Source organism: Neobacillus novalis NBRC 102450, assembly GCF_001591805.1.
Taxonomy (GTDB): domain Bacteria; phylum Bacillota; class Bacilli; order Bacillales; family Cytobacillaceae; genus Neobacillus; species Neobacillus novalis.
The window spans coordinates 42,073-68,267 of record NZ_BCVP01000031.1 but is presented as its reverse complement, the minus strand read 5'-3'; the positions used below and the strand labels follow the sequence as shown (position 1 = coordinate 68,267).

The 26,195-nt window shown below is 41.6% G+C and carries 31 protein-coding genes; 7 read left to right on the top strand and 24 right to left on the bottom strand.

Going from position 1 to position 26,195, the window contains the following annotated elements; all coding sequences use genetic code 11:
• Positions 1-186: 186 nt before the first annotated feature.
• Complete coding sequence (locus tag BANVL01_RS20720) at positions 187-417, bottom strand: hypothetical protein (RefSeq protein ID WP_066094809.1); 231 nt, start codon at positions 415-417, stop codon at positions 187-189.
• 142 nt (positions 418-559) lie between these two features.
• Here BANVL01_RS20720 and pdaB point away from each other — a divergent pair, with 142 nt between their 5' ends.
• Positions 560-1,312: a polysaccharide deacetylase family sporulation protein PdaB gene (gene pdaB, locus BANVL01_RS20715; protein WP_066094806.1), complete on the top strand. Its 753-nt coding sequence runs from the start codon at positions 560-562 to the stop codon at positions 1,310-1,312.
• 29 nt (positions 1,313-1,341) lie between these two features.
• Here the strand turns inward: pdaB and BANVL01_RS20710 are convergent, their stop codons facing one another.
• Positions 1,342-2,022, bottom strand: coding sequence for a KinB-signaling pathway activation protein (locus tag BANVL01_RS20710; RefSeq protein ID WP_066094803.1), 681 nt, complete (start codon positions 2,020-2,022; stop codon positions 1,342-1,344).
• 149 nt (positions 2,023-2,171) lie between these two features.
• Between BANVL01_RS20710 and gerD the strand changes: the two genes are divergently transcribed.
• A complete protein-coding gene (gene gerD, locus BANVL01_RS20705; RefSeq protein ID WP_066094800.1) occupies positions 2,172-2,798 on the top strand; it encodes a spore germination lipoprotein GerD in 627 nt (208 codons plus the stop codon).
• 58 nt (positions 2,799-2,856) lie between these two features.
• Here gerD and salA read toward each other — a convergent pair whose 3' ends face one another.
• From salA to BANVL01_RS20690, 3 genes are all read right to left on the bottom strand, one after another.
• Entirely contained in the window at positions 2,857-3,912 is a 1,056-nt protein-coding gene (salA, locus tag BANVL01_RS20700) for an iron-sulfur carrier protein/transcriptional regulator SalA (protein WP_066094797.1), read from the bottom strand.
• Positions 3,913-4,056: 144 nt separating this feature from the next.
• Positions 4,057-4,779, bottom strand: coding sequence for an N-acetylmuramoyl-L-alanine amidase CwlD (gene cwlD, locus BANVL01_RS20695; protein ID WP_066094794.1), 723 nt, complete (start codon positions 4,777-4,779; stop codon positions 4,057-4,059).
• A gap of 87 nt (positions 4,780-4,866) precedes the next feature.
• Positions 4,867-5,310 (bottom strand): YbaK family protein, encoded by a 444-nt coding sequence (locus BANVL01_RS20690; RefSeq protein WP_066094791.1) that lies wholly within the window; start codon positions 5,308-5,310, stop codon positions 4,867-4,869.
• A gap of 229 nt (positions 5,311-5,539) precedes the next feature.
• Between BANVL01_RS20690 and BANVL01_RS20685 the strand changes: the two genes are divergently transcribed.
• From BANVL01_RS20685 to BANVL01_RS20665, 5 genes are all read left to right on the top strand, one after another.
• Positions 5,540-6,253, top strand: coding sequence for an SDR family NAD(P)-dependent oxidoreductase (locus tag BANVL01_RS20685; RefSeq protein ID WP_066094788.1), 714 nt, complete (start codon positions 5,540-5,542; stop codon positions 6,251-6,253).
• 3 nt (positions 6,254-6,256) lie between these two features.
• Positions 6,257-7,288, top strand: a complete 1,032-nt coding sequence (locus BANVL01_RS20680) for an S-adenosylmethionine:tRNA ribosyltransferase-isomerase (RefSeq protein ID WP_066094785.1) — start codon at positions 6,257-6,259, stop codon at positions 7,286-7,288.
• Between the two features lie 15 nt (positions 7,289-7,303).
• Entirely contained in the window at positions 7,304-7,651 is a 348-nt protein-coding gene (locus BANVL01_RS20675) for a VOC family protein (RefSeq protein WP_066094782.1), read from the top strand.
• 294 nt (positions 7,652-7,945) lie between these two features.
• The gene (locus BANVL01_RS20670; protein WP_066094779.1) at positions 7,946-9,064 is read left to right on the top strand and encodes a GAF domain-containing sensor histidine kinase; all 1,119 of its coding nucleotides are present in this window, start codon (positions 7,946-7,948) and stop codon (positions 9,062-9,064) included.
• A 12-nt stretch (positions 9,065-9,076) separates the two neighbouring features.
• The gene (locus tag BANVL01_RS20665) at positions 9,077-9,712 is read left to right on the top strand and encodes a response regulator (RefSeq protein WP_066094776.1); all 636 of its coding nucleotides are present in this window, start codon (positions 9,077-9,079) and stop codon (positions 9,710-9,712) included.
• Positions 9,713-9,812: 100 nt separating this feature from the next.
• Here BANVL01_RS20665 and BANVL01_RS20660 read toward each other — a convergent pair whose 3' ends face one another.
• The 19 genes from BANVL01_RS20660 to rplO form a co-directional block, all read right to left on the bottom strand.
• Positions 9,813-11,399: a SagB family peptide dehydrogenase gene (locus tag BANVL01_RS20660; protein ID WP_066094773.1), complete on the bottom strand. Its 1,587-nt coding sequence runs from the start codon at positions 11,397-11,399 to the stop codon at positions 9,813-9,815.
• A gap of 22 nt (positions 11,400-11,421) precedes the next feature.
• Complete coding sequence (locus BANVL01_RS20655; RefSeq protein ID WP_066094771.1) at positions 11,422-13,359, bottom strand: TOMM precursor leader peptide-binding protein; 1,938 nt, start codon at positions 13,357-13,359, stop codon at positions 11,422-11,424.
• Positions 13,359-15,305 carry a putative thiazole-containing bacteriocin maturation protein gene (locus BANVL01_RS20650; RefSeq protein WP_066094768.1) on the bottom strand — a complete coding sequence of 649 codons (1,947 nt, stop codon included), beginning with the start codon at positions 15,303-15,305 and terminating at the stop codon, positions 13,359-13,361. Before BANVL01_RS20650 ends, BANVL01_RS20655 begins: the two co-directional genes overlap by 1 nt.
• A gap of 166 nt (positions 15,306-15,471) precedes the next feature.
• The gene (locus BANVL01_RS20645; protein ID WP_176573610.1) at positions 15,472-15,846 is read right to left on the bottom strand and encodes a heterocycloanthracin/sonorensin family bacteriocin; all 375 of its coding nucleotides are present in this window, start codon (positions 15,844-15,846) and stop codon (positions 15,472-15,474) included.
• A 198-nt stretch (positions 15,847-16,044) separates the two neighbouring features.
• Positions 16,045-16,437 (bottom strand): 30S ribosomal protein S9, encoded by a 393-nt coding sequence (gene rpsI, locus BANVL01_RS20640; RefSeq protein ID WP_066094763.1) that lies wholly within the window; start codon positions 16,435-16,437, stop codon positions 16,045-16,047.
• A 22-nt stretch (positions 16,438-16,459) separates the two neighbouring features.
• Positions 16,460-16,897: a 50S ribosomal protein L13 gene (gene rplM, locus BANVL01_RS20635; RefSeq protein ID WP_066094760.1), complete on the bottom strand. Its 438-nt coding sequence runs from the start codon at positions 16,895-16,897 to the stop codon at positions 16,460-16,462.
• 245 nt (positions 16,898-17,142) lie between these two features.
• Positions 17,143-17,880 (bottom strand): tRNA pseudouridine(38-40) synthase TruA, encoded by a 738-nt coding sequence (truA, locus tag BANVL01_RS20630; RefSeq protein WP_066094756.1) that lies wholly within the window; start codon positions 17,878-17,880, stop codon positions 17,143-17,145.
• Positions 17,881-17,892: 12 nt separating this feature from the next.
• Positions 17,893-18,690 carry an energy-coupling factor transporter transmembrane component T family protein gene (locus BANVL01_RS20625; protein WP_066094753.1) on the bottom strand — a complete coding sequence of 266 codons (798 nt, stop codon included), beginning with the start codon at positions 18,688-18,690 and terminating at the stop codon, positions 17,893-17,895.
• Positions 18,687-19,556, bottom strand: a complete 870-nt coding sequence (locus tag BANVL01_RS20620) for an energy-coupling factor ABC transporter ATP-binding protein (RefSeq protein WP_066094750.1) — start codon at positions 19,554-19,556, stop codon at positions 18,687-18,689. Before BANVL01_RS20620 ends, BANVL01_RS20625 begins: the two co-directional genes overlap by 4 nt.
• Positions 19,532-20,371 (bottom strand): energy-coupling factor ABC transporter ATP-binding protein, encoded by an 840-nt coding sequence (locus BANVL01_RS20615; protein ID WP_066094747.1) that lies wholly within the window; start codon positions 20,369-20,371, stop codon positions 19,532-19,534. The genes BANVL01_RS20620 and BANVL01_RS20615 overlap by 25 nt, the downstream gene beginning before the upstream one ends.
• A gap of 396 nt (positions 20,372-20,767) precedes the next feature.
• Positions 20,768-21,130, bottom strand: a complete 363-nt coding sequence (gene rplQ / locus BANVL01_RS20610; protein ID WP_024027884.1) for a 50S ribosomal protein L17 — start codon at positions 21,128-21,130, stop codon at positions 20,768-20,770.
• Positions 21,131-21,196: 66 nt separating this feature from the next.
• Positions 21,197-22,141, bottom strand: a complete 945-nt coding sequence (locus BANVL01_RS20605) for a DNA-directed RNA polymerase subunit alpha (RefSeq protein WP_066094744.1) — start codon at positions 22,139-22,141, stop codon at positions 21,197-21,199.
• A 168-nt stretch (positions 22,142-22,309) separates the two neighbouring features.
• Complete coding sequence (gene rpsK, locus BANVL01_RS20600) at positions 22,310-22,699, bottom strand: 30S ribosomal protein S11 (RefSeq protein ID WP_066072366.1); 390 nt, start codon at positions 22,697-22,699, stop codon at positions 22,310-22,312.
• A gap of 21 nt (positions 22,700-22,720) precedes the next feature.
• Positions 22,721-23,086: a 30S ribosomal protein S13 gene (rpsM, locus tag BANVL01_RS20595; protein ID WP_066094741.1), complete on the bottom strand. Its 366-nt coding sequence runs from the start codon at positions 23,084-23,086 to the stop codon at positions 22,721-22,723.
• 23 nt (positions 23,087-23,109) lie between these two features.
• Positions 23,110-23,223, bottom strand: coding sequence for a 50S ribosomal protein L36 (gene rpmJ / locus BANVL01_RS20590; protein ID WP_000868344.1), 114 nt, complete (start codon positions 23,221-23,223; stop codon positions 23,110-23,112).
• A 37-nt stretch (positions 23,224-23,260) separates the two neighbouring features.
• On the bottom strand, positions 23,261-23,479 hold the full coding sequence (gene infA / locus BANVL01_RS20585) for a translation initiation factor IF-1 (protein ID WP_007085268.1): 219 nt from the start codon (positions 23,477-23,479) through the stop codon (positions 23,261-23,263).
• Between the two features lie 264 nt (positions 23,480-23,743).
• Positions 23,744-24,394, bottom strand: a complete 651-nt coding sequence (locus tag BANVL01_RS20580; protein ID WP_066094738.1) for an adenylate kinase — start codon at positions 24,392-24,394, stop codon at positions 23,744-23,746.
• A gap of 57 nt (positions 24,395-24,451) precedes the next feature.
• On the bottom strand, positions 24,452-25,747 hold the full coding sequence (gene secY, locus BANVL01_RS20575; RefSeq protein WP_066094735.1) for a preprotein translocase subunit SecY: 1,296 nt from the start codon (positions 25,745-25,747) through the stop codon (positions 24,452-24,454).
• Positions 25,747-26,187, bottom strand: a complete 441-nt coding sequence (gene rplO, locus BANVL01_RS20570) for a 50S ribosomal protein L15 (RefSeq protein WP_066094732.1) — start codon at positions 26,185-26,187, stop codon at positions 25,747-25,749. The genes secY and rplO overlap by 1 nt, the downstream gene beginning before the upstream one ends.
• Positions 26,188-26,195 lie beyond the last annotated feature (8 nt).

The window sequence follows — 26,195 nt, the reverse complement described above, 5'->3', positions numbered from 1 at the left end:
AACAAATGTTATCATCGCTCAAAGGCGACTTTATTAATATAACATCCGTTGACCGTATTGTCAATAACTTTTTTCGAAGCTATTTAATACGTCATCAGCGACGTTTATTAATATAACAAGATAATAAATAAATGTCAACGCATTTTCTTAAAAATATTTTGTAGAAGAATTTCATCTATTTAAGCATTAACCCTTTTTCCTGTCCTTCTTTCCTCTCCTCATATATTTTAAGCATTCATTTGGTGAAGCAACCCGTCTAAATAATGTAAATAAGATTTTATACCTTTCTTCCATTGCTCTTTTCACGATATGATCAATGCGTTCATCCCGTAAATCAAATAATATTTCATCCATTTCTCTTTTAATAAGGTATTCCATTTCTTTTACTTCTTTTTCGTTTATTAGAAGTCCAAACATTGAATAACCTCCAGCGGAAGAATTTAGTTATAGTAGTCTTTTCCAATTATTGATATTTTTATTATGAAAATCTTAAATCATAATTTTCATCATACAAGCATAGGTATTAGACAAGGATGGTATTGGACGAGGTGGGAGCCAGATGAAATTCTTTTTAATCATAAACGGAAAATCTTTGAAAAACGTTGCACTTATTTTGATAGCTGCTTTTTTTACTGCTGGGTTTCTTTACATGGAAAACCATGCACAAATACCGGTCTTTTCAACCAAGGATGGGCCGAAAGCGGTTTATCGCGGGGAAAAGGATCTTGCGCTTACCTTCAATATTGGCTGGGGCGACGAGAAGGCTGAACCGATTTTAGACATACTAAAAAAAGAGAATGTTAAGTCGGCCACGTTTTTCTTGGCAGGGTCATGGGCTGAACAGCACCCTGACATCGTCACTCGGATTGTAAAGGATGGGTTTGAAATTGGGATTCTTGGTTACGAATACGTAGACTACATGGATGTCGAGGATGTTAAAATTGGTCAGGACATTTCAAAAGCTCAGGAAGCCTTTAAAAAGTTAAATGTGAAGGATATAAAACTTCTGCGTGCACCGACTGGACATTTTGATAAGCGCACCTTGAATATCGCTAAAAGATATGGGTATACGGTGGTCCATTGGCGGATTGATTCAAAGGATTGGCAAAATCCCGGAGTTGCAAAGATTGTGGAAAATGTAAAAAAAGCTGATAAGGGCGATATCATTCTACTCCATGCCTCAGATTCAGCCAAACAAACGGCGAAGGCGCTTCCACTGATATTGGAGGATATCCGTCAAAAGAGGCTAAAACTTGTATCGGTTTCTGAAATGATCGCCAATGGAGAAATCCATTCACAGGAAATTAAGTAAGAATAATATTAAAATAACCGTCCATTAATTTAAATGGACGGTTTTTTGTTCATTTTCTTATTATTTTTCGCTTTGTTACCTGATTGGCTTTTGCGTTGTTGTCTTTCCTGTTCTGATTTCTTATTTAATTTATGAAGGATTAATACTTGGTAGGCATTACAGGCTAATAAGGCAAACAGCATCGAATAGAGCCAATTTTGGGAATTGATTCTAAGAACTGGAACCCACTCGACTAACGTAGCGACAATCATAAAGAAAAGTGCGGGAATAAACGCCTCCCGATTTGTTTGTTTACTTTTCAACCAAGCAACAACCAGCCCGACAACGAGCAGCAACAGGGCGGGAACAAAATACAGCAAAATTGACTCTCCCGGCTTGGCAAAGTTTACATAACGTAAATAAACTAAATCAAATAAGCCAAATAAAATGAGGACCAGCTGAATTCCATTCCAAAGGGCAGCGGATTTAAAGATTCCTAAACCAAACCGATGAATGGTTAAATAAGCGAAAAAGCCCATTTGACTGATGACGCTAAAGAGAAATCCCATCACAATTAACCAAATGAGGGCCGAAATAATTTCGCCAATATTAAAATTAACAAAATAAGGCTGCAATACATGCCAGCGCGCAAACAATCCCACAATAGCCGTCGTGACCCCGCCAACTAATAATGTGTTCCAAAAAAGTTTTACCAAATTACGGCTTGTCACACAATAAACCCCCATGCAAGTAAAATAAATTCCCTACTGATTGTACCAAGCCCTATTTGAAAAATCCATAATTTGCGTTCCTTACGAATAATCTTCGCTGATTTTCTTCATTATAAAATTAAGGATTCTTATGTGAAAGGGGCTTGAAAATGAAAGTAAAAAATATCGTGCTCCTCCTGCCCATCTTGTTCTTATCGAGCTGTTCGTCGGGTGATACAAGCAGTGGAGGGCAAATAGATTACGATCAGACCAAGAAAATGGTTGTCGATATCCTAAAAACAGATGACGGAAAGAAAGCAATCCAGGATGTCATGTCTGATGATAAAATGAAGGAAAAGCTGGTTATGGATCAAAAGGTCGTCTCCGACACCATTCAACAAACGCTAACATCTGAAAAGGCGACTGAGTTTTGGAAAAAAACCTTTAATGATCCAAAATTTGCTCAAGGCGTAGCAAAAAACATGAGGTCCGAAAATGAAAAATTATTAAAGGAATTAATGAATGATCCCGAATACAGAGGAATGATGATTGAGGTTTTTAAAGAACCTGAAATTCAAAAAGAGCTGGCAGATGCCCTAAAAAGCAAAGAATACCGCGAACATCTTCAGAAAGTCATTACAGAGACGGTCGATAGTCCACTATTTAAGGTTAAAATGCAAGAGATCCTGCTAAAAGCAGCGGAAGACATGAAAAGCAAGGATGGTGGCAGTAAAGGAGACCAAGGCGACAGTAAATCCGGCAGCGGGCAAGGCGGTGGCGGTGGCGGTGGCTCTTAGATAATAAATGATCATTTATAAAAAATAAAACCTCTCCCGCCGGAAGAGGTTTTATTTTTTACTTATTCAACAGACTTACCGTCTTTTCGGCAATTTCTAAATAAATTTTTCCAATCTGGTGATCTTCCTGATACACAGAAGGAGCAAAGTCTTCATCGTTCCAATCCGGCTGGTTCAGCGGCAGGCGTCCAAGCACCTCTGTATTCAATTCTTCCGCCAATTTATCACCGCCGCCTTGGCCAAATACATATTCTTTCTCGCCGGTTATTTTGCTTTCAAAATAAGCCATATTTTCAATGACACCAAGCACCTCATGCTCGGTACGAAGCGCCATCGCACCGGCACGTGCCGCAACAAAGGCTGCTGTTGGATGCGGCGTGGTGACGATAATTTCCTTACATGCAGGCAGCATGGTGTGAACATCTAAGGCCACATCCCCAGTTCCCGGCGGTAAGTCTAATAGTAAATAATCGATTTCTCCCCACTCAACTTCATTGAAGAAGCTGTTTAACATTTTGCCCAGCATCGGGCCGCGCCAAATAATCGGAGCATTATCCTCAACAAAGAAGCCCATTGAAATCACTTGGACACCAAAACGTTCCACAGGGATAATCTTTTCGTCGCGAACAACCGGCCGCTTTGTTATTCCCATCATATCAGGAACGCTGAAACCATAAATATCAGCATCAATGAGTCCTACTTTTTTACCAAGGCGTGCAAGGGCAACAGCGAGGTTAACAGATACCGTTGATTTACCCACGCCGCCTTTTCCGCTCGCGATTGCAATAAATGTTGTATGATCGGAATTCAGCAGGTTTTTATCTTTCTTTTCTGGTTCAGCATGTCGGTGTGCAGCTAAAACCTCTTCAGGAAGCTCGCTGAAACGGATTCCCACCGTTGCCGCTCCCGCTTCTTTTAATAAGTTAACAATCTGGGTTTGCAGCTGTAACTGTTCGCTCGTCCCCGTTCTTGCAATTCCTATCTTGACGCTGACATGGTTCTTTTCTTCCTTAATCTTAACTTCTTCAATTGCATTTAATTCAGCTAATGTCTTATGTAAAAATGGTTCTTTGAGGCTGCCAACAACCTCACGGACACTCACTTCTGTTAACATAAAAAAACACCTCACCTTTTGAATTCGTTTCCATACCTCAGTATATCATAACTAAGCAAAGAAACAGTTAAATGAATCACACTATTATTCCTATCAAAATATAGGAAACAGCCGTTAAAAAAGGAAGACGGTGGCCCGCCTTCCTTAATCAGTTTCCTTTAATTCCTTTTCATTCGTAAAATAACGCATAATACCATTATTTATCGATGCGGCTACCTTATTCTGGTAGGGCTCTGTTTTTAACAATTCCTTTTCTGTTGGATTGGAAAGAAAGCCAACCTCAACCAATATTCCTGGTTTTTTAGCATGCTTTAAAATATATACATTATTAATTGGCTTCGCTTTTCGAGTTGTATTCTCCAAGTTCTTTCGGAGCTCTTCCTGAATAAATTTAGCTGCTCTGGCATTTTCCTTATGATGGGGTGTATAGAAGGTTTGGGCACCGCTCCATCTAGCGGATGGAATCGCATTTAGATGGATGCTGACAAAAAAGTCATTATCGGAGCTATTGATCATTTTTAATCGCTGTTTCAAATCTTCTACTTTTCTTCTACTGTAGCCCTTCATATCAGGGGCGGCAAGGTCTTTATCTGTTTCCCTCGTCATAATAACAAGGGCGCCCTGCTCCTGAAGGTAATCCCTGACTTTAAGGGTAATTTCTAAGGCAATGTCCTTTTCAAGCGTTTTCCCAGTTCCGGCTCCGCCATCCGGTCCGCCGTGTCCTGCATCAAGCAAGATGATCTTCCCTGATAGTGGCAGATTCCATGAATTCCATGAATTATTTTCGGAAAAATCATGCTGTAATATGAGAAATAGCAAAAGTAATCCTGCAATAAAGCTGATAATTTTCAATCTGCGCTTTGACACCCCTAATCATTCCCTCCCGCTCGTCCCGTTTTCAATAAAATATATGGGACAAGGAGCGGTTTTAGAACAATAAGAAATGCGGTGGTATTAGTGAAGTCGAAGCTTGTGGCGCCTTTGACCTTTTTCGTATCCTTCGCGCCACCAGACGTGAATATATTGTTCACAAAGGTAATAGAGGGATTCACTCATGGTACCTTCCTCCCCATTTCCCCAATAAAGCAAAAAGTTGTAAAGGGTATTGATTAAGTGTTTTTCTTCTTTTAAGCAGCGCAGGCGCACCTCATCTATATCTTCTCCATAATAGCCAAACTTGCTGAATTTTGCTCCCAGCAAGAAGGCTTCAAGGGCTACATCGTAACATGCTTCCTCAATGCCTGTATTCATGACAAAGCTTGAGGCTATCTTAGTTGAGCCAAAATAGTGGCGTACTCGCTCTTTTAATGTATTGATGGATAGATCCCTCAGAACGGATCGTTCATATTTAATTTGTTTTTCTCGTCTTTTTTCTTTAAAGGATGTAATCACAGTCACTTCATTTCACCTCTTAGAACTAGTCTTTATCCCGCGTTCATAAGAAATGCAAGGTCTCAATTTCCAATTTTTATTCCTGTGGGTATGATTCCAATTAAAGCTGCCCCAAAGACTGTTTGTCTCTTTTCTCATCCAAAAGTTGTAGATAAAGTTCAAGCTTTTTTCTGAGGGGGGATTTGGAAGAAACCAGTATGCTTAAGACATCAAGTTATGAAGGGGAGAACACATTATGAAAGACAAAGTTGTAATGATAACTGGGGCCTCTAAAGGTTTGGGCAGGGCGTTAACATTGGCATTTGCAAAAGAAGGAGCGAAGTTGGCGATATGTGCCAGGACAACGGAAGACTTGCTAAGAATAAAGGATGCCGCCATGGATTTAGGTGCTGAAGTGCTGGCGGTTACCGCTGATATTTCCAAGTCAAGGGATGTGGAGCGATTCGTTGCGATGGCTGAGGAGGAATATGGCCATATTGATGTCCTGATCAATAATGCCTCTATTTTGGGGCCAAGTCCAATGCCATTGCTTCTCGATTACCCTGAAGAAGACTTTGCTGAGGTACTCCGGGTAAATGCAGTCTCGCCATTTCTTGTAACGAGAAGAGTTATTCCGGGGATGCTTGGGCGGAATCTTGGATCGATTATTAATCTAACATCCGAAGCTGGCCAGACGGGCTTTGCGGGTTGGGGCGCATACGGGATTTCAAAATTTGCCGTTGAGGGCCTCACGCAAACGTGGGCAGATGAATTAAGTGAGACCAATGTCCGCGTCAACATGGTCGATCCGGGAGAAATGGACACAAACATGCACCAATTAGCTGTACCTGACTGCGATTATCCATTGGCTAAGCCCGAGGAGGTAGTTGAGATATTTTTATACCTTGCATCAGATAGAGCGGCAGGAATTAATGGCCAAAGGTTTGCGGCCCAGTCAGAGGGGGTGTAAGGAATGGCAGCGATTAAAGCGTTGGATTTTTATCTTCCAGATGAACTTAATGCTTCACATCCTCCAGAAAAACGTGGCTTACGAAGAGATCATGTCCGGATGATGGTGCTGGACCGAACAACAGGAGAAATCAAGCATGACCATTTCTTTCACTTGGCAGATTATCTTCAGCCCGGGGACCTGGTTATTTTAAATAATAGCCGCACCATACCTGCGGTTTTACAGGCCAAATGGCGGCGGGACACGAATCAACTGGCACCAAAAGTGGAAATTCGGCTGGCAAGGCGCCGTGGCGAAGATACTTGGGATGCGCTGATTGTAGCAAACCCTGTAAAAACAGGCGATATCCTGCAATTTTCACCTGAATTAGCAGCAACGGTAATAGGCGAAAAGGAAAATTCCCCACTTAAGCTCATTCATTTTTCAAAAAAAGGAACGGATCTATTCAATATCATTTATGACCTAGGCGAGCCGATCCGTTATGAATATATTGAGCAGCCATGGGAATTGGATTACTACCAAACGGTTTTTGCCTGCCATCCCGGTTCAGTGGAGATGCCTTCTGCTGGCAGAGCCTTTAGCTGGGAGCTGTTATTTGAATTGAAGCGCAAAGATATACAGGTTGATTTTATCCAATTGCATACAGGGTTGAGCTATTTGCTTGATGATAGTTTGGTTCAAACACCCGAAGATAATGATGAGGAGTATCAAATCTCTGACCGTACAATGGAAAGGATTATCCAGACAAAAGCATCTGGTAAAAAGGTAATCGCGGTTGGTACGACAGTGGTCAGGGCTCTTGAGACTGCAGCTAAGAACGAAGCGCTATCAGGGATGACGAATCTATATATCGATCAACATTTTCCTATAAAAATTGCAGATGGCATTATTACGGGTTTGCATGAACCGAAGGCCAGCCACCTCGATATGCTTTCCGCCTTTATATCTGAACAGAATTTGCTTAAGGCCTATGATCAAGCAATCGGTGCCGGCTATCTATGGCATGAGTTTGGCGATATGAATCTAATTATATGATTGGGGAGGTCTTTAATGCGAGTCCATCATTTTGGTTTAGAAGTGAACATTATGGAGGAGTCTGTCGCTTTTTATAAAAAGCACCTGGGCTTTCAGGAAGAATGCCGAATGTTTTTCTTGGGGGAAGAGATTGTGTTTCTGGCTTTAGGAGACTTTAGACTTGAGTTGATCTCTGGTCATCTAGGAAACAATAAAACGACTCATATTTGTTTTGAGGTAAGCGATCTCCATGAAGTGATGAAGCGGTTTGATGATATTAGAAAAATAGAAGGTCCCTATAAACTGGAGAATGGCTGGGAGACAGTCTTTTTTGAAGGACCTGAGGGAGAGATTATCGAGTTTTTGGAGCTTAGTTCCGCTTAGTTAGCCGAAACTTGGAGCTTGGCCTTTTGAGAGGTCATAATGAAGGACTATTCTCTTGCATTCTTCCGGAGATTTGTCCTTCATCGACCTTATGAAGGACTTTTTCCTTGCTTTCTTACGGAGATTTGTCCTTAAGAGCCCTTATTAAAGACATTTCTCTTACTTCTCTAGCGAGTTTTGTTCTTAATTGCTAGCATAAATTGGGTTGAAAAAGAAAATCTCAATAATAGGAGTCTGAAAATTGTAAATAAGCTATAATAACAGTTGATACTTCAAAGCAGAGGGGAAACTGCAATGTCTATAGAGACTGGATACGAGGAAATCAGCATTTTAAAGGAAATCGCTGAGCTTTTAAATGAAGGAACGGATACCAATGCCGTGTTGTCTGGTGTTTTGAAAAGACTTCTCCATGTGACTGGACTGCAAACAGGCTGGATTTTTTTAATTGATGAAAATGGCAGCCATCAGCTCGCAGCCGATGAAGCCCTGCCACCTGCTTTAGCGAATGACGATAAACAAAGGATGTGCCAGGGTAAGTGCTGGTGCGTAAATAAATACAATAATCGACAACTAAATAAAGCATCAAATATTATGGAATGTAAACGAATTGAAGATGCCATTGCAGAGAATGCCGGTGAAACGTGCGGACTGACCCATCATGCTACGGTCCCGCTACGGGCTGGTCAGGAACGGTTCGGCATATTAAATGTAGGCTCGCCAAACAAAACACATTTTCAAAAAAATGAACTCGCCTTGCTTGAAGCGGTTGCCTTTCAAATCGGCACAGCATTGAAACGAATCAAACTGACCCAGCGGGAACAAGAGACAGCACTTGTTGCCGAGCGGAATCGGCTGGCAAGGGATCTTCACGATTCCGTTAATCAGCTTTTATTTTCCCTCAGTCTTACCGCAAGGGCAGGAGTTGAAATGACACCAAATGATGAAGTAAAACAAACGTTTAGTTATATGCAGGATTTGGCCCAGGAAGCTCTTGGGGAAATGAGAGCATTAATCTGGCAGCTCCGCCCGCGTGGTCTGGAAAATGGATTGGTAAGTGCCTTGAAAAGTTATGCTGATATGCTTGGCCTGTCGATTGAAACCAAGGTGACAGGAGTAGCAAGCATTTCTGGAAAGGTGGAGGAAGCGCTGTGGCGGATCGGCCAGGAGGCCCTAGCCAATTGTAAAAAACATTCCCAGACAACAGAAGTGGTTTTATTTTTCCATGCTGCTAGTGATGGGGTGCTGATGACAATCAAGGATGGAGGCTGTGGCTTCCATTATGACCAAAATCATACGATCCCCTCATTGGGATTAAAAAATATGAAAACACGGACGGAAGCGTTAAGTGGGACATTTCAAATAACAAGTAAGCCGGGAAGCGGAACAGAAATACAGATCCACATTCCGTTCTAGGGGGGAATTTTAGTGAATATACGCGTATTAATAGCTGATGACCATCATGTTGTTAGAAGAGGCCTCGTCTTTTTTCTTCGCACCCAAACAGGGCTTGACATTATCGGGGAAGCCGCAAATGGAAAGGAAGCCGTTGAGCTAGCAAAGTTACTAAAGCCGGATATTATTCTAATGGACTTGGTGATGCCTGAAATGGACGGAATCCAAGCAACAAGGTTGATTAAAAAAGAGCATCCTGAAATCAAAATTTTGATGTTGACCAGCTTTTCAGATCAAGACCATGTCATCCCCGCGCTTGAAGCAGGTGCTTCCGGATTCCAGTTAAAGGACATCCAGCCTGATGAACTTGTCACAACAATCAAAAAAATCATCAGCGGAGAAAACCAGCTGCATCCGATAGCTACTTCGCATCTCCTGGCCAATTTGTCCAATAAACAGGAAAGAAATTTACTAGAGGAATTAACCAAAAGAGAGTTGGATGTTTTAAAAGAAATTGCTAAAGGAAAAAGCAACAAAGAAATTGCCGCAGCGCTCTTTATTACCGAAAAAACTGTAAAGACGCATGTGTCAAACCTTTTGGCCAAGCTCGAGCTGGCAGACCGGACACAGGCGGCACTTTATGCGGTAAAAAAGCATTTAGTAGACTAAACGGATATTGAGTAAAAATCATATCCGTTTTCTTATCTAAAAAGACCCCCAACCAATCGGTTAAGAGCCTTTAAATGAATAAATGTTATCCATGTCTCTCCTAGCTAAGCAACCTTCCTTTTAACCAGGCGCGGGGCCGGTATGGACCGACCGGGATTTGAATTAGGCTTGTTTTTGCTTTTGAATTGATCCCGTAAAGTTCATCACATTGGTTTACATCAAATCCTAATAGTGGGTGCCCTCCCATCCCTAAGCCACATGACAACAAGAGCAATCGTTGCACGAATATGCCCGCCTCCATTTGTTGAATCCGGTATCCTCTATATCCCAATTCCTTTTTGAGGTGTTCCTTGTCTCCAACAACATGCAGAACTAGCGGAACTTGAAACAAATTTACATTGGGCATTATTAATCCATATTGTAAAAACTCTCGAAAATCCCCCTGTGTTATTCTCCGAAGTGCATGAGCGCTTTTGTCATAAGCGTAAGCACCATTGGGAACTTCCTCCACGTTATAAAAACTGCCGTATAAAGAAACTCGGGTATCAGCATTCCCATGTCTGTCGTCAAGATCATTCTGATACGGTAAGGAAAATGTCTCTTTTAACAAAGTGGATAGTTGCGTTTGACTGACTTTACCCATCATAAAATCAACATCAGGAGAATGCCGCTCTCTAAAAACGGATGCGAGATCGTAAGAAAAGCGCTCAGCAAAGGGAAGCAAGATCATTTCTGAATCTAAGGAAAGTTTCACACTACTATCTTTCTTAATCTTCACAAACGACTCTGTTGTTTCAAACATCGATGCTTCATTCATTTTTCTCAGCAGCGGATAATCAATAACCCTCTTTGAACGGTTATAGGCAACATGCTCCAACAATGGCACTTCCCGACACAATTCTGCGGCAGAAACAATTACATCTCTATCATGATCGTCATCAACACTAATGTTAGAGGTATTAACAGATAATGGAATAACTGCATATACACTTTCATCCTGATTAGACAACCCAAGCAAATGATTAATCGACCGATCAAGAAATTGGTAGCATACCCGAGATGAAAACCCCATCGTAGTGGCCAATTCTAAAGATTGCCCAATTAATACACCTGCATCTAACCCTTGGAGCCTGTAGGAAAAATTATTGTATTTATAAAAATTTTTCCAGAAGAGCGTCGAGACAAAAACAGTACAGAAACAGTCAGAAAGATCACAGCTATTCCCAAGACTTCTTGATAAGTAGGAATCGTAATTTCCTTCTCTTAGCAAAAGGAGGCGGTGGTGTGCCGCATCATAATGGTAAATTCCCATTGGTGCGTCCTTCAGCTTTACATACACATATAATTCATTGGGATATAACGCCCCGCCAGAGGGGACAAATCGGCGGAATAACTGAGCATAGCTCACAGCAGTTTTTCCCTCGGTGTCCTCGATTAAAGCGGATTGAGCGTATTGAGTAAGGCCGTACACATACCATAAGAAATGACCTAGCTCCTGCAGACTAGGTTCTGCCTGAGCTTCCCGTCCATCCAGTGTTAACGGTACATCTGCACTCAGTGGAATCTCTGGTAAGCCGCGGTACAGTTTATAGGGAAGTGGCGCATCCTCCCAGTCCACTTGCCAATCTGGCGGAGCAACTTTTCCTGTATCAAAGTGAAGATGATGTACAAATGTTTCTAGCTCCAATCTTACACCTCCAACTTTTCAATTATGGGAATGGGTGGGGATAGGGATTAAGCTGTTCATACGATAACGGCTGTTTGACAAATCCAAGTTTCATTGGCACGCTAAGGACCCTCTCCAGCCCTTTCACACGGGTCAAGTGATGTCCGAATGTCATCGGTAACATACCAGGGATCAATACTTTCACACAGAACAATCCATTCCGTTTGGTTATTGGTGTCGTTTGATCCACCACAATGACCTCCAGATCTAACCGGCGGAACCTCTGAAGAATATCCTGAAGATCTTCCTTCAAATCAGTATTTGCAGGTGGCTTCTTGAATTCTTCTGCAAACGTACGTAATGGACGTTGATCATCCAATAAAAAATTCAGCCGTTCCTCTGCTTCTCGCAGCCCGTAGAGCAAACCATGATCCTCCATTGTACGTACTGCAAACGGATCTTGCAGCATTTCTTCATATTTCTCTCGGTTTGCCTCCAATTTTTCATCATGCACCATCATTCCCGCAAGCTCGTAAATTGCGCTTTTTACAGCCCTTACAGGATCAGGGTTAGCTCCGGCTGCACAAATGAGGTTTACACCCTTGGATCTTCTGTTTTTTGCTACTGCCCACACGCTTGGAATCGCATGTTCCATCGTCGAATTGTAAAAATGAAGGTCATATCCCGCCACCTCTTGTAAACGGTCGACCATCAGCTGTAATTCTTTATCGTTAGCCGAACTAAGGGCAAGACGCGGAAGGGGGAGTTTTGCATACCAGGTTAACAAGAATGAATCTCGCTCGACAACCTCCATAATGGCATGGAAAATAGCTTCTTCTAAACTCCCCCCTAAGGCACATCCGTTGGAGGTTTCATAAACAATGCCCTCCCCATGGCCCAAACTGTAATAGGCGAGTAACTCCGGAACCAGTATGGGACGTTCTTGTAAAAACGAATAGCCCCAGACCCAATTCATTGGGTTATCAGGATGAAACGGTTTAAACGGAAAATGAGGCTTTGCATATTGTTCCTTTTCATGCAAACCTACTCTTTCAGGATTTAGAGCATCTTGCTTTACATGATGATAACTATCACGAACTACCGTCCTTTTGCCGCGGGGCTCAATCCCGCAATATCGTTCCAACCCCTCTAAAATGGCAGTCAGCTCACTCATTTCATATGAATTAGATCGGCCAGCGACTCCCTCGTCCACTTCAAATAACGGCATGTTCACTAAAACATCAGCAAATGGCAGCGTGTAATCCTGCATTTTTCCATTCATGACACCAGTACGAAAATCCAGATAGTCTTTGACTAGTACTGTTTTAAATTCATCCATCGAACGGCTGCGATAACCACTTCCATTAAATTTAGGACTAGATTCTAACCTAATTTGAGCTAATTCTGAAGTATCTTCAGGTAATGGCCTGCAAATCGGGCACAAGGGATTAGGCAAGAAAAGGTGACTAGAATTGGTTAACGTTCTTAGGTTAAGAATGAACACTCTTTCTTCTAAATTGCTGGGTTCTCCTTGAAGAACCCTTTGAACTTCGTTACATATCAATGATGCCATTTGAGATACTCCCGTTCGTGATGCCCATGCATCTTGCATGACACCTTCTCCTGCTGCCACTTTTCGCTGAAGCTGCCACATTTCTTTCCGATCGGATCCAGCTATCAAGCGCCGAATGTCAGCACAGAAAGAACATCCTGGTGTATCGGGATGTACTAAAGGACCAATGATTCCTTCCCCAAAGGATACGAAACCTCGCAGCCACGGGATACCTTTGTTCCTGAATTTTTCTTCCGCTTTTTGATAAATGACTGGATTCCAGCCATCGTGCAGAACCAGAGCTAATTCTGGTTCTCCGGGCACCTCTTCTAATTGGCTTTGACGCCTTACGAGATAATTGCCGGATAATTGATCAAAGACATAATCCGCTAATAAACCCTCTCCGTCAATGAGAATATGGGCGGCCATTAGGATCCCTCCTCTCGAACCTGCACACCATACACCCCTGCCAATTCCTGTTTTAAAAAAGGTTCGAACGCAAGATCATAAACGAAAAGAAGTTTGCTGTTCTGTTTCAAGACCTGAATGGAAGATTGTAATAGCTCCAATTGTGTCATTTCATCACAAGAAGGGATTTCGAGTTTAAATTCCTTTTCTTTCAAAAAAACAGCTGACTCCGCTATCCTTTCGGTTGCATGCACTTGATTTTGTTTATCCAAAAGCGCTTGTTGTAATGCACTCCGTAAAGCAAGCGTTGTATTTAAACCTGTACTAGTGTACCGACGCCCCTCGGATTTTACCGATATTACGGGGAAGCCCAATATTTCATTATCTAAACAGATGGTCGGTGCACCATTTAAGGTTGTCAGGGCATTTAAATAAAATCTGCAGCGTTGATCTTCAATTTCTCCCAGTTGGACGCGAAAAATAGGCTTTAGTCGATCGTCCTTTTTATTTTTCCATTCTTTTTCTAAATAGGCTTGCAAGCCGCGACAAACTGCCTCTTCGCTTGTTTCCCCTGCACCGATGCCAATTAAACCTCTAGGTATGTTTTCACCAGCCTTATCTTTTTGGTCACTTCCTCCTTTGATCATTTGTGAAACATACATTTCAATACCTGTCAGTCCCGCTTCCCTCTTTGCCTCCTCATGTGTAAATCCCGAACAGACAACCTCTGGCAGGAGATCTGCTGGTCCCTCTGACACTGGATTAACCGCTTGAACATAGCACTGCGAAAGAGGAAGCTGTTTCAAGTCTCGCTCCTCCCAGGTATGGAAAATCCCTGTTTCTTCCGAAGTCAATAGACTGAAATATTCCAAGAGGTTACTCGAAGGTTCGTTTTTACTCTTTTCTTGCTTTATCCTTACATCCAGATCTTCCACCAGTCCAGAAGAGACACTTTTATTTGTAACCAATGGATGTGTGATGAATGAAATCCAGTCTCCTTCCAGCGTTTCAAGATCAAGTTTGTAAATTTGGTTACTCTGATTGGACCCTGCAATTCCTGTAGCTTTTTTGAAAAATTCAAATACGGTGACATTGGCCAGAATGGCTCCGGCAGTTGTAGAGAAAGATTGCGGCTGCCGATCTAATTGCAATGAAGATTGATGGATTCGGCGCCATGCTGACTCCCAGCATCCGTCTGATTCCGGATGAACCAATGGACCAGCAAGCCCCACTTGGTCTAAACATATGGCAGGAAAAAATCCTTTCCTTTGCTCTTTGCAAACGATATTCAGATCCATTAGTTCTTTTACATTGCCATCCTGAGAGACATATAGAATCCAATCATATGGGTGCAATGCTTCTTGCCAATAACTCCTTCCGTCCCTTTTTTCAAAGGGTACTTGCAGGGCCTCCACTTCTGAATCAGCATTGTAGGCATTGCGTACTAACTCATGTATCCGCAATTGATTTGTAGGTACTGAATCGGTCAACATAAAGTGGAATTTGGGAAGTCCCGATTCAATTAATGCAGCAGCCAATGAAACCACAAAGGGTCCAGAACCGATAGCCAGAACTTTAGCTTGACGGTATTCTTGAAAACGGTAGGCACCAGAATCTACAAAATTCTCGACAAATTCAATTTGTGAAGCATACTTTTCTAGGACTTTTGGGTTTAAATCATGTGTCCTATCTTGGCTAACATCTCGAACAAAGCCATTCTTGTACAACGTTTCTCCAATCTCATAAACCCTGTTGCGATACGGTGCCGTTAATCCCTCTGTTAAATCTCCCAATGATTGCTCGCCGTTAAACATCGGCACTAATTTTTCAATCCATTGGTAAATCGTATTTCCTTCCATTCGGAATGAACTTAAGTTATTTCTAAAATACACACCACCCTTTGAATCTGGTAGATAAAATGAATCCCTTTTGACCTTCAAACGTGTGGACGAGTTAAGGTTTGTCATCTAGCTCCTCCTTAATTCAAATCAATCCTAATTATGCACTATCATTTTATGTACACGTATTTGTCCATTATGATTAACTAAAAAGAAGTGCCTCCTGCGGCACATGTCCATGCAGGGGCACTTTCTTATTAAAAAATAACTATTTTTTTCTGAGACTCCAAAACAACTAAATAAAACCGAGACCGAAGCCAAAACAACCAAAACCGATACCGACACAGCTAAAACCGAAGCAGCCGCCACAGCCGCCACAACCGCCACAACCAAAACCGCCACAACGACCGAAACCTCCGCAACGACCGAAGCCTCCGCAACGACCAAATCCTCCGCAACGACCGCAGCCCCCGCAACGACCAAACACTCGCATATCTTGGCTCTGAGGATTTAAAGGAATTAATTCACCCACTTGGTAATGATCCATTCCTAATGACTGTAAACCAGACTGAAAATTATGCATTTTTTCCTCCCCTTTGTATTTATTTAACAGGTTGCACCTGAAAAGAGAGTGGAAACGAAGGTAATTTGTCAGTTTTGTGTAAATCAAACTTTAAAGTACCACGAGTACCCTCTCCAACAAAATATGAATTTTTTAGGTTGTTGTCACTGATTTAATAGCCTATTTTACGTTGAAGGTTATAAATAGAATGTCATTCACTTTACGAAGCATTTCGGGGTCAAAAGCAATTTTAAGAAAAAAAAGACCCCCAACCAAATTGGTTGAGAGCCTTTGAAACGCCAAAGATTAACGTTTTGAGAACTGAGGCGCACGACGAGCACCTTTAAGTCCGTATTTTTTACGTTCTTTCATACGTGGATCACGAGTTAATAATCCAGCGCGTTTTAATGTTGGACGGTATTCTGGATCAGCTTGCAATAATGCACGAGCAACACCATGACGGATTGCGCCAGCTTGACCAGTGTATCCACCACCGCTTACGTTTACAAGAACATCATAGCTGCCAACTGTTTCAGTAGCTACTAATGGTTGTCTTACAACAACACGTAATGCTTCAAATGGGATATAATCTTCGATTTCACGACCATTAATTACAATTTTACCTGTGCCTGGAACTAAGCGCACACGTGCGACAGAGCTCTTACGACGGCCAGTACCAATATATTGAACTTGTGCCATAGGTTTTGTCCCTCCCTCTTAATTAACCGCGAAGTTCGTAAACTTCAGGTTTTTGTGCTTGGTGCGGATGTTCTGCGCCAGCGTAGACGTGTAATTTTTTAAAGATTTGACGACCAAGAGAATTCTTTGGAAGCATGCCTTTAACAGCAAGTTCGATCATTTTCTCAGCATAATTCGTACGCATTTCCAAAGCAGTTCTTTGCTTTAAACCACCTGGATGCATAGTGTGACGGTAGTAAATTTTATCATTTAATTTATTACCAGTTAATTCAATCTTTGATGCGTTAAGAATGATTACATTATCACCAGTGTCAACATGTGGTGTAAAAGTAGGTTTGTTTTTACCACGTAAGATTGATGCTACTTCAGAAGCAAGACGTCCAAGAGTTTTGCCCTCAGCATCAATCACGTACCATTTACGCTCGATATTATTGGCATTTGCCATAAACGTTGTACGCATGAGTTTCCCTCCTAATTAAATCCGTTAAAAGATTATTTTTCGCACTTTTAAAGCAATCAACGATTCGATTCTGTTCCGGGAATGAACGTTAAACACCCTTGTGCGCTTAAGTTTTCGATTCATATATTTTCAATCACGATCAAGACTTTCCGGGGCTTTATCGTGGGATTAAAAACACACACATATAATATAATAAATACTCACAGTCCAATTGTCAAGAAAATGTTACACCAGGTGGGGTTGTGTTAGTAAAAAACTTCCCAAAGATATAAACCTTGAGCCGGTGCTGTTTTTCCGGCAAAGCGTCGATCTTTTTTTTCTAAAATAACCGGTATATCCTCAGGCAAAAGATCTCCTGAGCCAACGGCTAGTAATGTTCCCACCAGTATCCGAACCATATTATATAAAAAGCCATTACCGACAAAACGAAGGGTCAGTAAGTCACCACCGTTAATAAAATCAATCGCCTCAATTATCCGTATTTTATCCTCCACTTCTGTCTTTGCTGAGCAAAAACTAGTAAAGTCGTGGGTTCCGAGGAAAAATTTACTTGCCTCCCGCATTGAATCAACATTTAATCCGTAAGGGTACTGATAAGCAAATTTCCGCTGGAATGGATCCCTTTTTGGAGATAAATGCAGAATATAGCGATATTCTTTCCTAACAGCAGCAAATCGTGCATGAAAGGATGCGTCTACCTTCAGAACCGATAAAACCGAAATATCTTCTGGCAGCATTGAGTTCAAAGCGATTTCCCACTTTTGCTCTGAAATAGCAAGTGGGGAATCAAAGTGGATGACCTGCCCCTTGGCATGGACGCCCGCATCAGTACGGCCTGAACCAACGACCTTTATGCTGGCCCCTTTATGCATTTTTGCTAACATCGCTTCTAATTCTGATTGGACCGTCCGTTTATTGGGCTGGACCTGATAACCGGAAAACCCCGAGCCATCATAGGAAATAACACATTTATACCTTTGCATCGTTTCTCCCCATTATGAACGTAATAAGAATAAAAGAATGGTTAACATAGCTAATAGTACTAGTTGCAGGGAATCAGCTAAATGCCAGCTTAATTGCCGGTATTTTGTCCTGCCTTCCCCGCCACGGTAGCCTCTAGCCTCCATCGCAATAGCCAGTTCTTCCGCCCGTTTAAAGGAACTGACAAACAAGGGGATGAGCAGCGGAATCACTGCTTTGATGCGTTCCTTGAAAGGGCCGCTCGCAAACTCGACGCCGCGGGCAATTTGCGCTTTCATGATTTTGTCGGTTTCCTGCATTAATGTCGGAATAAAGCGCAAAGAGATCGACATCATCAACGCCATTTCATGTACTGGAAACTTCACCTTTTTTAAAGGATTCAATAAGGTTTCAAGACCATCGGTAATCTCGATAGGAGTAGTCGTTAAAGTCAGCAATGAGGTCATTAGAATTAAGAAGAAGAATCGTAACGAAATAAAAATGCCCATTCGTAAGCCTTCTTCATAAATTTTTATTGGACCCCATGAAACCAAAAGCGCACCTTCCTTAGTAAAAAACAGCTGAAGGACTAAGGTAAACAGAACAAGCCAGAGCACGGGCTTAAGTCCTCCATATAAAAAGCGAACTGGAATCCGTGACATTCCCAGCATGAAAAAAGTATAAATACCAATTAGTGCATACGTTACTGCATTGTTAGCTAGAAAAATAATACAAACAAATAGAAAGATAATAATTAACTTTGAACGGGAGTCCATCTTATGAATAACGGAATCTGCCGGTACATAACGGCCGAAAATCATTTTTTCCATCATGAGCGCACACCTCTGCTTAAAGCCTCTGTTACCGCAGCAGACAGCTCTTCGATAGACAGATGAATTTTTCCTAACTTCATGCCTGTTTTCTCCTCCAGCTTAAGCTGAAAGCGTACCACTTCCGGGACATCGAGCCCCATTTTAACTAATTCAACTGGGGAAGAGAAAATCTCTTCTGGTGTCCCCTGGTTGACTACCTTCCCTTGCTGCATGATGACAATTTGGTCTGCGTATCTGGCCGCATCCTCCATACTATGAGTGACTAATATTGTCGAAAGGTTTCGTTCCTTGTGGAGCGTATAAAACATATCCATAATCTCTTTGCGGCCGCGCGGGTCTAAACCCGCAGTAGGCTCGTCCAAGACAATCACATCAGGCTCCATCGCTAATACTCCAGCAATCGCGACACGCCGCATTTGTCCTCCTGAGAGATCGAACGGTGACTTTTCTAAAATTTCTTCCGCTAGCCCGACTTGTTTCAATGCCTGCCTTGCCCGTTGCTTTGCCACGGGCTCAGATACACCGAAATTTAGCGGTCCAAAGATGATATCCCTTTCTACTGTTTCTTCAAATAATTGATGCTCAGGGAATTGAAAAACAATCCCTACCTTTTGTCGCACATGCTTCAAGTTCTTGTTTTTCTGCTGCGCTTTAATTTCGCGGTCACCAATTTTAACAATTCCTTTTGACGGCTGCAGGAGGGCATTTAAATGCTGCAAGACGGTCGATTTGCCTGAGCCGGTGTGGCCGATGATTGCCATGTAGGTTCCTGATGGAATATCAATGGAAACATCCTCTATCGCCAGCCGTTCAAAAGGAGTGTTTGCCTGATACCGATAATCTATATGCTGAAGCGAGATGTCCATAGCTCTGTCACCAACTCTTCTTCCGATAAATAATGCTTAGATAAGTCAATTCCTTTTTGCCGAAAAGCTTTGCTCATTTTTACTGAGAAGGGAATATCCAATCCTAATTGAATCAATTGCTCATCCATCGAGAAAATCTCTTCCGGTGTCCCTTCGCGAAAAACTTCTCCTTTATTCATGACAATAATGCGATCCGCTTTTGCAGCTTCCTCCAAGTCGTGGGTAATCGAGATAACAGTTAAAGCTTTCTCAGCTTTTAATAGTCTGACCGTTTCTAATACCTCCCCACGTCCTCTTGGGTCAAGCATTGACGTCGCTTCATCGAGAATAATAATCGAAGGTCTTAAGGCAAGAACACCGGCAATAGCTACCCGCTGCTTTTGTCCACCTGATAGATGGTGGGGCTCTTGATACAGAAATTGATCCATTTTCACTTTTCTTAATGAATCCTCGACTCTTCGGACCATTTCATCCCTAGGTATTCCATTGTTTTCTAGACCAAAAGCCACATCATCCTGCACCGTTGTTCCAACAAATTGGTTATCAGGATTTTGAAAAACCATTCCAATCTGTTTACGGATATCCCATATTGACTCTTCGTTAAGCTGCATACCGCAAACGGTAATTTCACCTTGCTGCGGAAACTGCAAGCCATTTAGGAGCTTTGCCATCGTTGACTTACCGGAGCCGTTATGACCAACGATTGCCAGCCATTCCCCTTCATAGATGTCCAAGCTGACATGGTTTAACGCATAACGTTCCTGTTCATCGTATTGGAAGGATACTTCTTTAAGCGATACAATTGATTCATTCATTGATATTCCTCCTCTCAGCTCATCTCAGCTACCCTTCTCCTATAACAAAAAAAGCCTGCACCTCGTCCCCGGCAGCAACGTGAACAACTGCATAAAAGGGATTTCTATAAAAGAAATGGGAGGAGGTGCATGAGCTAGACGGGGCGTATTTCAATCCACACATCCACACGGGATGCGACAATAATAAAAGATCCCTAATATCGAGTAAAACGAAAAAATGTCTAAATGATATCAAGTCAATCTTTTAAAATTTCTCCAATCAATTGGAGTCACGCTCATCATAACACTCGTTTTGGCTTGGGTCTAACATGATATAAAATTTCCTTTACAGAAAAAGGGCAAAGAACAAGTTTGTTGTAAACTGTCCAGCGCCCTTGTTGTCTGTAAAAGCTTTTATTAAACTAACTCGATAATAACCATTGGTGCACCGTCACCGCGGCGTGGTCCAAGTTTCATAATTCGAGTGTATCCACCTTGACGCTCTTGATAACGTGGTGCGATATCAGCGAAAAGTTTTTGTAATGCACTTGTATTATTTTCAGCATCAGCTACTTCATTACGAACATATGATGCAGCTTGACGGCGAGCATGTAAATCACCGCGTTTGCCTAGAGTGATCATTTTTTCAACAGTCACACGAATTTCTTTCGCACGAGTTTCTGTTGTTTCAATGCGCTCGTTGATAATTAAATCGGTTGTTAAATCACGCAGCATAGCTTTACGCTGTGCACTTGTGCGTCCTAACTTTCTGTATGCCATGAAGGGTTCCCTCCTTTGTTGAAGTCATAAAGCGGAATTTAAGCAGCGTTACAAACGAGCACAAAATCAGTCGTCTTTACGCAGGCCCAATCCAAGCTCTTCTAGTTTCGCCTTCACTTCTTCGAGTGATTTGCGGCCTAAATTACGTACCTTCATCATATCTTCTTCAGTCTTATTTGCTAATTCCTGAACAGTGTTGATACCAGCACGCTTTAAGCAGTTGTAAGAACGAACAGAAAGATCTAGTTCCTCAATTGTCATTTCCAGAACTTTTTCCTTTTGATCTTCTTCTTTTTCTATCATAATTTCAGCATTTTGCGCTTCATCAGTTAACCCGACGAAAATATTCAAATGCTCAGTTAAAATTTTCGAACCAAGTGCAATCGCTTCTTTAGGCCCAGTGCTTCCATCTGTCCAAACATCAAGCGTTAGCTTATCAAAATTAGACATTTGTCCCACACGGGTATTTTCTACCTGAAATGACACACGTGATACTGGCGTAAAAATGGAGTCAATCGGAATCACACCAATTGGCTGATCTTCTCTTTTGTTCTGTTCAGCTGGTGTATAACCACGTCCACGTCTTGCCGTTAAACGCATGCGAAGATGTCCATTTGTCGCTAATGTCGCAATATGAAGGTTGGGATTTAAAATCTCAACATCACTGTCATGGGTAATATTGCCTGCCTTGACAGGTCCTTCGCCTTGCACATCAATTTCAAGTGTTTTTTCTTCGTCAGAATAGACTTTTAAAGCGATTTTCTTAATGTTTAAAATGATGGATGTTACATCCTCTACGACGCCTTCAATTGTTGAGAACTCATGAAGTACCCCATCGACCTGAATCGATGTAACAGCGGCACCTGGGAGTGAAGATAATAGGATACGACGTAAGGAGTTACCCAAAGTGGTACCATATCCACGCTCAAGTGGCTCTACGACGAACTTACCGTACTTGGCATCATCGTTGATCTCAATCGTTTCGATTTTTGGTTTTTCTATTTCAATCATCAAATAACCCTCCTTCAAAACGTCGAAACCTCAATTAGTCATAAATGATAATTGAAATTCCCCCATGTATACGTTCCCGTTTTGTGCACAACAACTGGAATAAATTTTCTGGAAAAAATAAGTATCATATCCATTATAGACGCATGATACGAGTTCTATACAGAAAAATTAAACACGACGGCGTTTTGGTGGACGGCATCCATTATGAGGAACAGGTGTAACGTCTTTGATTGCTGTTACTTCAAGACCAGCAGCTTGAAGAGCACGGATTGCAGCTTCACGTCCTGCGCCAGGTCCTTTTACAGTAACTTCTAAAGTCTTCATACCGTGTTCAATGGAAGTCTTAGCTGCAGTTTCAGCTGCCATTTGTGCTGCGAACGGAGTAGATTTACGAGAACCTCTAAATCCAAGCGCACCCGCACTTGACCATGAAATTGCATTACCATGAACATCAGTGATAGTTACGATCGTATTGTTAAAAGTTGAACGGATATGCGCAATACCTTGTTCAATATTCTTTTTAACACGACGTTTACGTGTATTCGTTTTACGTGCCATTTAAATAACCTCCTTTGCCGATTACTTCTTCTTGTTCGCAACAGTCTTACGAGGACCTTTGCGTGTACGAGCGTTGTTTTTCGTATTTTGTCCACGAACCGGTAAACCACGACGATGACGTAATCCGCGGTAGCAGCCGATTTCCATTAAACGCTTAATGTTAAGAGAAATTTCACGGCGAAGATCACCTTCAACTTTTAATTTGTCGATGATGTCACGGATTTTGTTTAATTCTTCTTCAGTTAAATCACGCACACGAGTATCTGCAGAAACACCGGCTTCTGCTAAAACTTTTTGTGCGGTATTTTTACCAATACCATAAATGTAAGTTAATGAGATTACTACACGTTTTTCACGTGGAACATCTACACCAGCAATACGTGCCATATTGAAGCGCACCTCCTTCAAGATTAACCTTGTTTTTGTTTATGTTTAGGGTTTTCACAGATAACCATAACTTTTCCGCGTCTACGGATAACTTTGCACTTTTCGCAGATCGGTTTAACAGATGGTCTTACTTTCATTATCCTAACCTCCTTAATGGTACGGAGTGCAAGCTGATTATTTGAAGCGGTAAGTAATTCTTCCGCGTGTTAAGTCATATGGAGAAAGCTCAACAGTCACCTTGTCACCCGGAAGGATTCGAATGAAGTGCATTCGAATTTTACCAGAAACATGAGCTAGCACGGTATGACCATTTTCTAATTCTACCTTAAACATTGCATTTGGCAAAGTTTCAATAACTTTACCTTCAATTTCAATAACATCATCTTTGGCCATCATCTCGTCTCCCTTCTGATCATTGTATATAAAGCAATTCTTCTCAGTTGTACTACAATAGCAACCTTATAATACTAACATATTGTTCGTCTTCTGTCCGCAAGTAATTTCTACATTATCAGGAATATGCAATTCCTCATGTAAGTCTTGCCCAACTCTCGGTCCTACATACTCAGTACAATAGAAAAGCTTTTGCTTCCACATACCTATGATTTCTTTTGAAGAGATGTTCGAGAGTCGCTCTTATTGTTTCACCAACGACCATTAATGCAAGTCCTCAAGCAATTGTTCGATATCAGAGAATACTTTCTGAATATCCTGCTGACCATCAATTGTTTGAAGGTAGCCTTTTGTTTCGTAAAAAGTAAGTAATGGCTCTTGCTGTTTGATATTGACGTCTAAGCGATTTTGAACGGTATCAGCATTATCATCTGCTCTTTGGTAGAGTTCGCCGCCGCAGCGGTCGCACACACCCTCTTTTGCAGGAGGATTAAATACTAAATGATAAGTCGATCCACATTCTTTACAAATTCGACGTCCTGTCAAACGATCCATTAGAATACTCTTGTCAACATTTATATTTATCACATAATTGATTTTTTTATTTAAATCAACTAATAGATTTTCCAATGCCTCTGCTTGAGGTACTGTTCTAGGAAAACCATCTAGTAGGAAGCCCTTTTGACAGTCTTCTTTACTTAATCGTTCCCGTACAATGCCAATCGTTACTTCATCAGGAACAAGTTCGCCTTTGTCCATAAAGGATTTTGCTTTTATTCCTAAATCGGTTCCTTCTTTCATCGCTGCACGGAACATATCTCCTGTAGAGATATGAGGGATGCCGTATTGATCCACGATTTTTTCAGCCTGAGTACCTTTACCGGCACCTGGAAGGCCCATTAATACTAAATTCACACGTGTTCCCCCTCGTGCTATAGATAGGGTTCAGGGAACCAGCGGCCCCCAAAACCTTTACTTTATAAAACCTTTATAATGACGTTTAACTAATTGTGCTTCAAGCTGCTTGTACGTATCAAGTGCAACACCAACAACGATTAGCAAGCTTGTTCCTCCAATTTGCGCCGATTGCGGTAAATTGGCTATTTGTATAAAAATAGTAGGAAGTACAGCAATCACAGTTAGGAAGATTGCGCCAACAAACGTTAAACGGTATAAAACGCGCGTTAAGTATTCCTGTGTACTCTTTCCTGGACGAATACCAGGAATATAGCCGCTTTGCTTCTGTAAGTTTTCCGCCGCTTGTTCGGGGTTAACTTGGATAAAAGCATAGAAATAAGTGAACGCGATAATTAATACTGCATATAAAGTCATCCCAATAGGACGAGAATAGTCGAGATTATTGTTTATCCAGTTCGTTACATCATTTGTTCCAAAAAAAGATGCTACCGTTCTTGGTGTTACAATAAATGACACCGCAAAGATGACAGGAATTACACCAGCTGCGTTAACTTTTAACGGCATATGAGTGGATTGCCCACCTACTGGATTACGACCTGCTACCACACGTTTTGCATATTGGATTGGTATTTTACGATTGGCTTGTTGGATGAAAATAACACCAACAACGATTGCGATAACCGCAAGGACGATTAATAAAACCGTAACAATACGTAAGAATATGGCATCTCCAGCGTTTTCAAATTGCTGTACATAGATCTGATTAATAGTGGAAGGCATACCAGCAACAATCCCGGCAAAGATGATGATGGAAATACCATTTCCCACACCTTTTTCAGTAATTTGCTCACCTAACCACATCAGAAAAGCTGTACCTGCAGTTAAAGTTACCGCAATTAAAAGATACGTACCAATTCCAGGTTTTTGAATCAATTGTCCTTGGGCCAAATTATTAAAACCATAGGACATACCTAATGCTTGGATAAATCCAAGAATAATTGTGAAGTAACGGGTGATTTGAGCAATCTTACGACGGCCTGATTCACCTTGTTTGGACCATTCCGTGAATTTCGGAACGACATCCATTTGCAGAAGCTGAATGATAATCGATGCAGTGATATAAGGCATGATACCCATCGCAAAAATGGAGAATTGCTTTAATGCTCCACCGCCAAAGGTATTTAAAATACCGAATACACTTAGCTTATCTTGATTAGCAAGGACATCTGCATTAACATTCGGTACTGGTATAAATGTACCAAGTCGAAATACAACTAACATTAAAAGGGTGAAAATGATCTTTTTTCTTATATCACCCACGCGCATAAAATTGGAGATTGTCTGGAACATTAGTTCACCTCAGTAGTTCCACCAGCAGCTTCGATTGCTTCCTTAGCAGCAGAGGAAAATTTGTGAGCTTTTACAGTCAACTTTTTCTCTAGCGTTCCATTAGCAAGAATCTTAATTCCTGCTTTTTCGTTACTTACTACGCCTGTTTCGATAAGAAGTTCTGGAGTAACTTCTGTACCGTCTTCAAAGCGATTTAAAGTATCAAGGTTGACAATGGCAAATTCTTTACGGTTGACGTTGGTAAAACCACGTTTTGGTAAACGACGGAATAAAGGAGTTTGACCACCTTCGAAACCAAGTCTTACGCCACCGCCGGAACGAGCATTTTGTCCCTTATGACCTTTACCAGCAGTTTTCCCTTGACCAGAACCGATACCGCGTCCTAATCTTTTACGTTCTTTACGGGAACCTTCAGCAGGTTTTAATTCATGAAGTTTCATATTGGCAC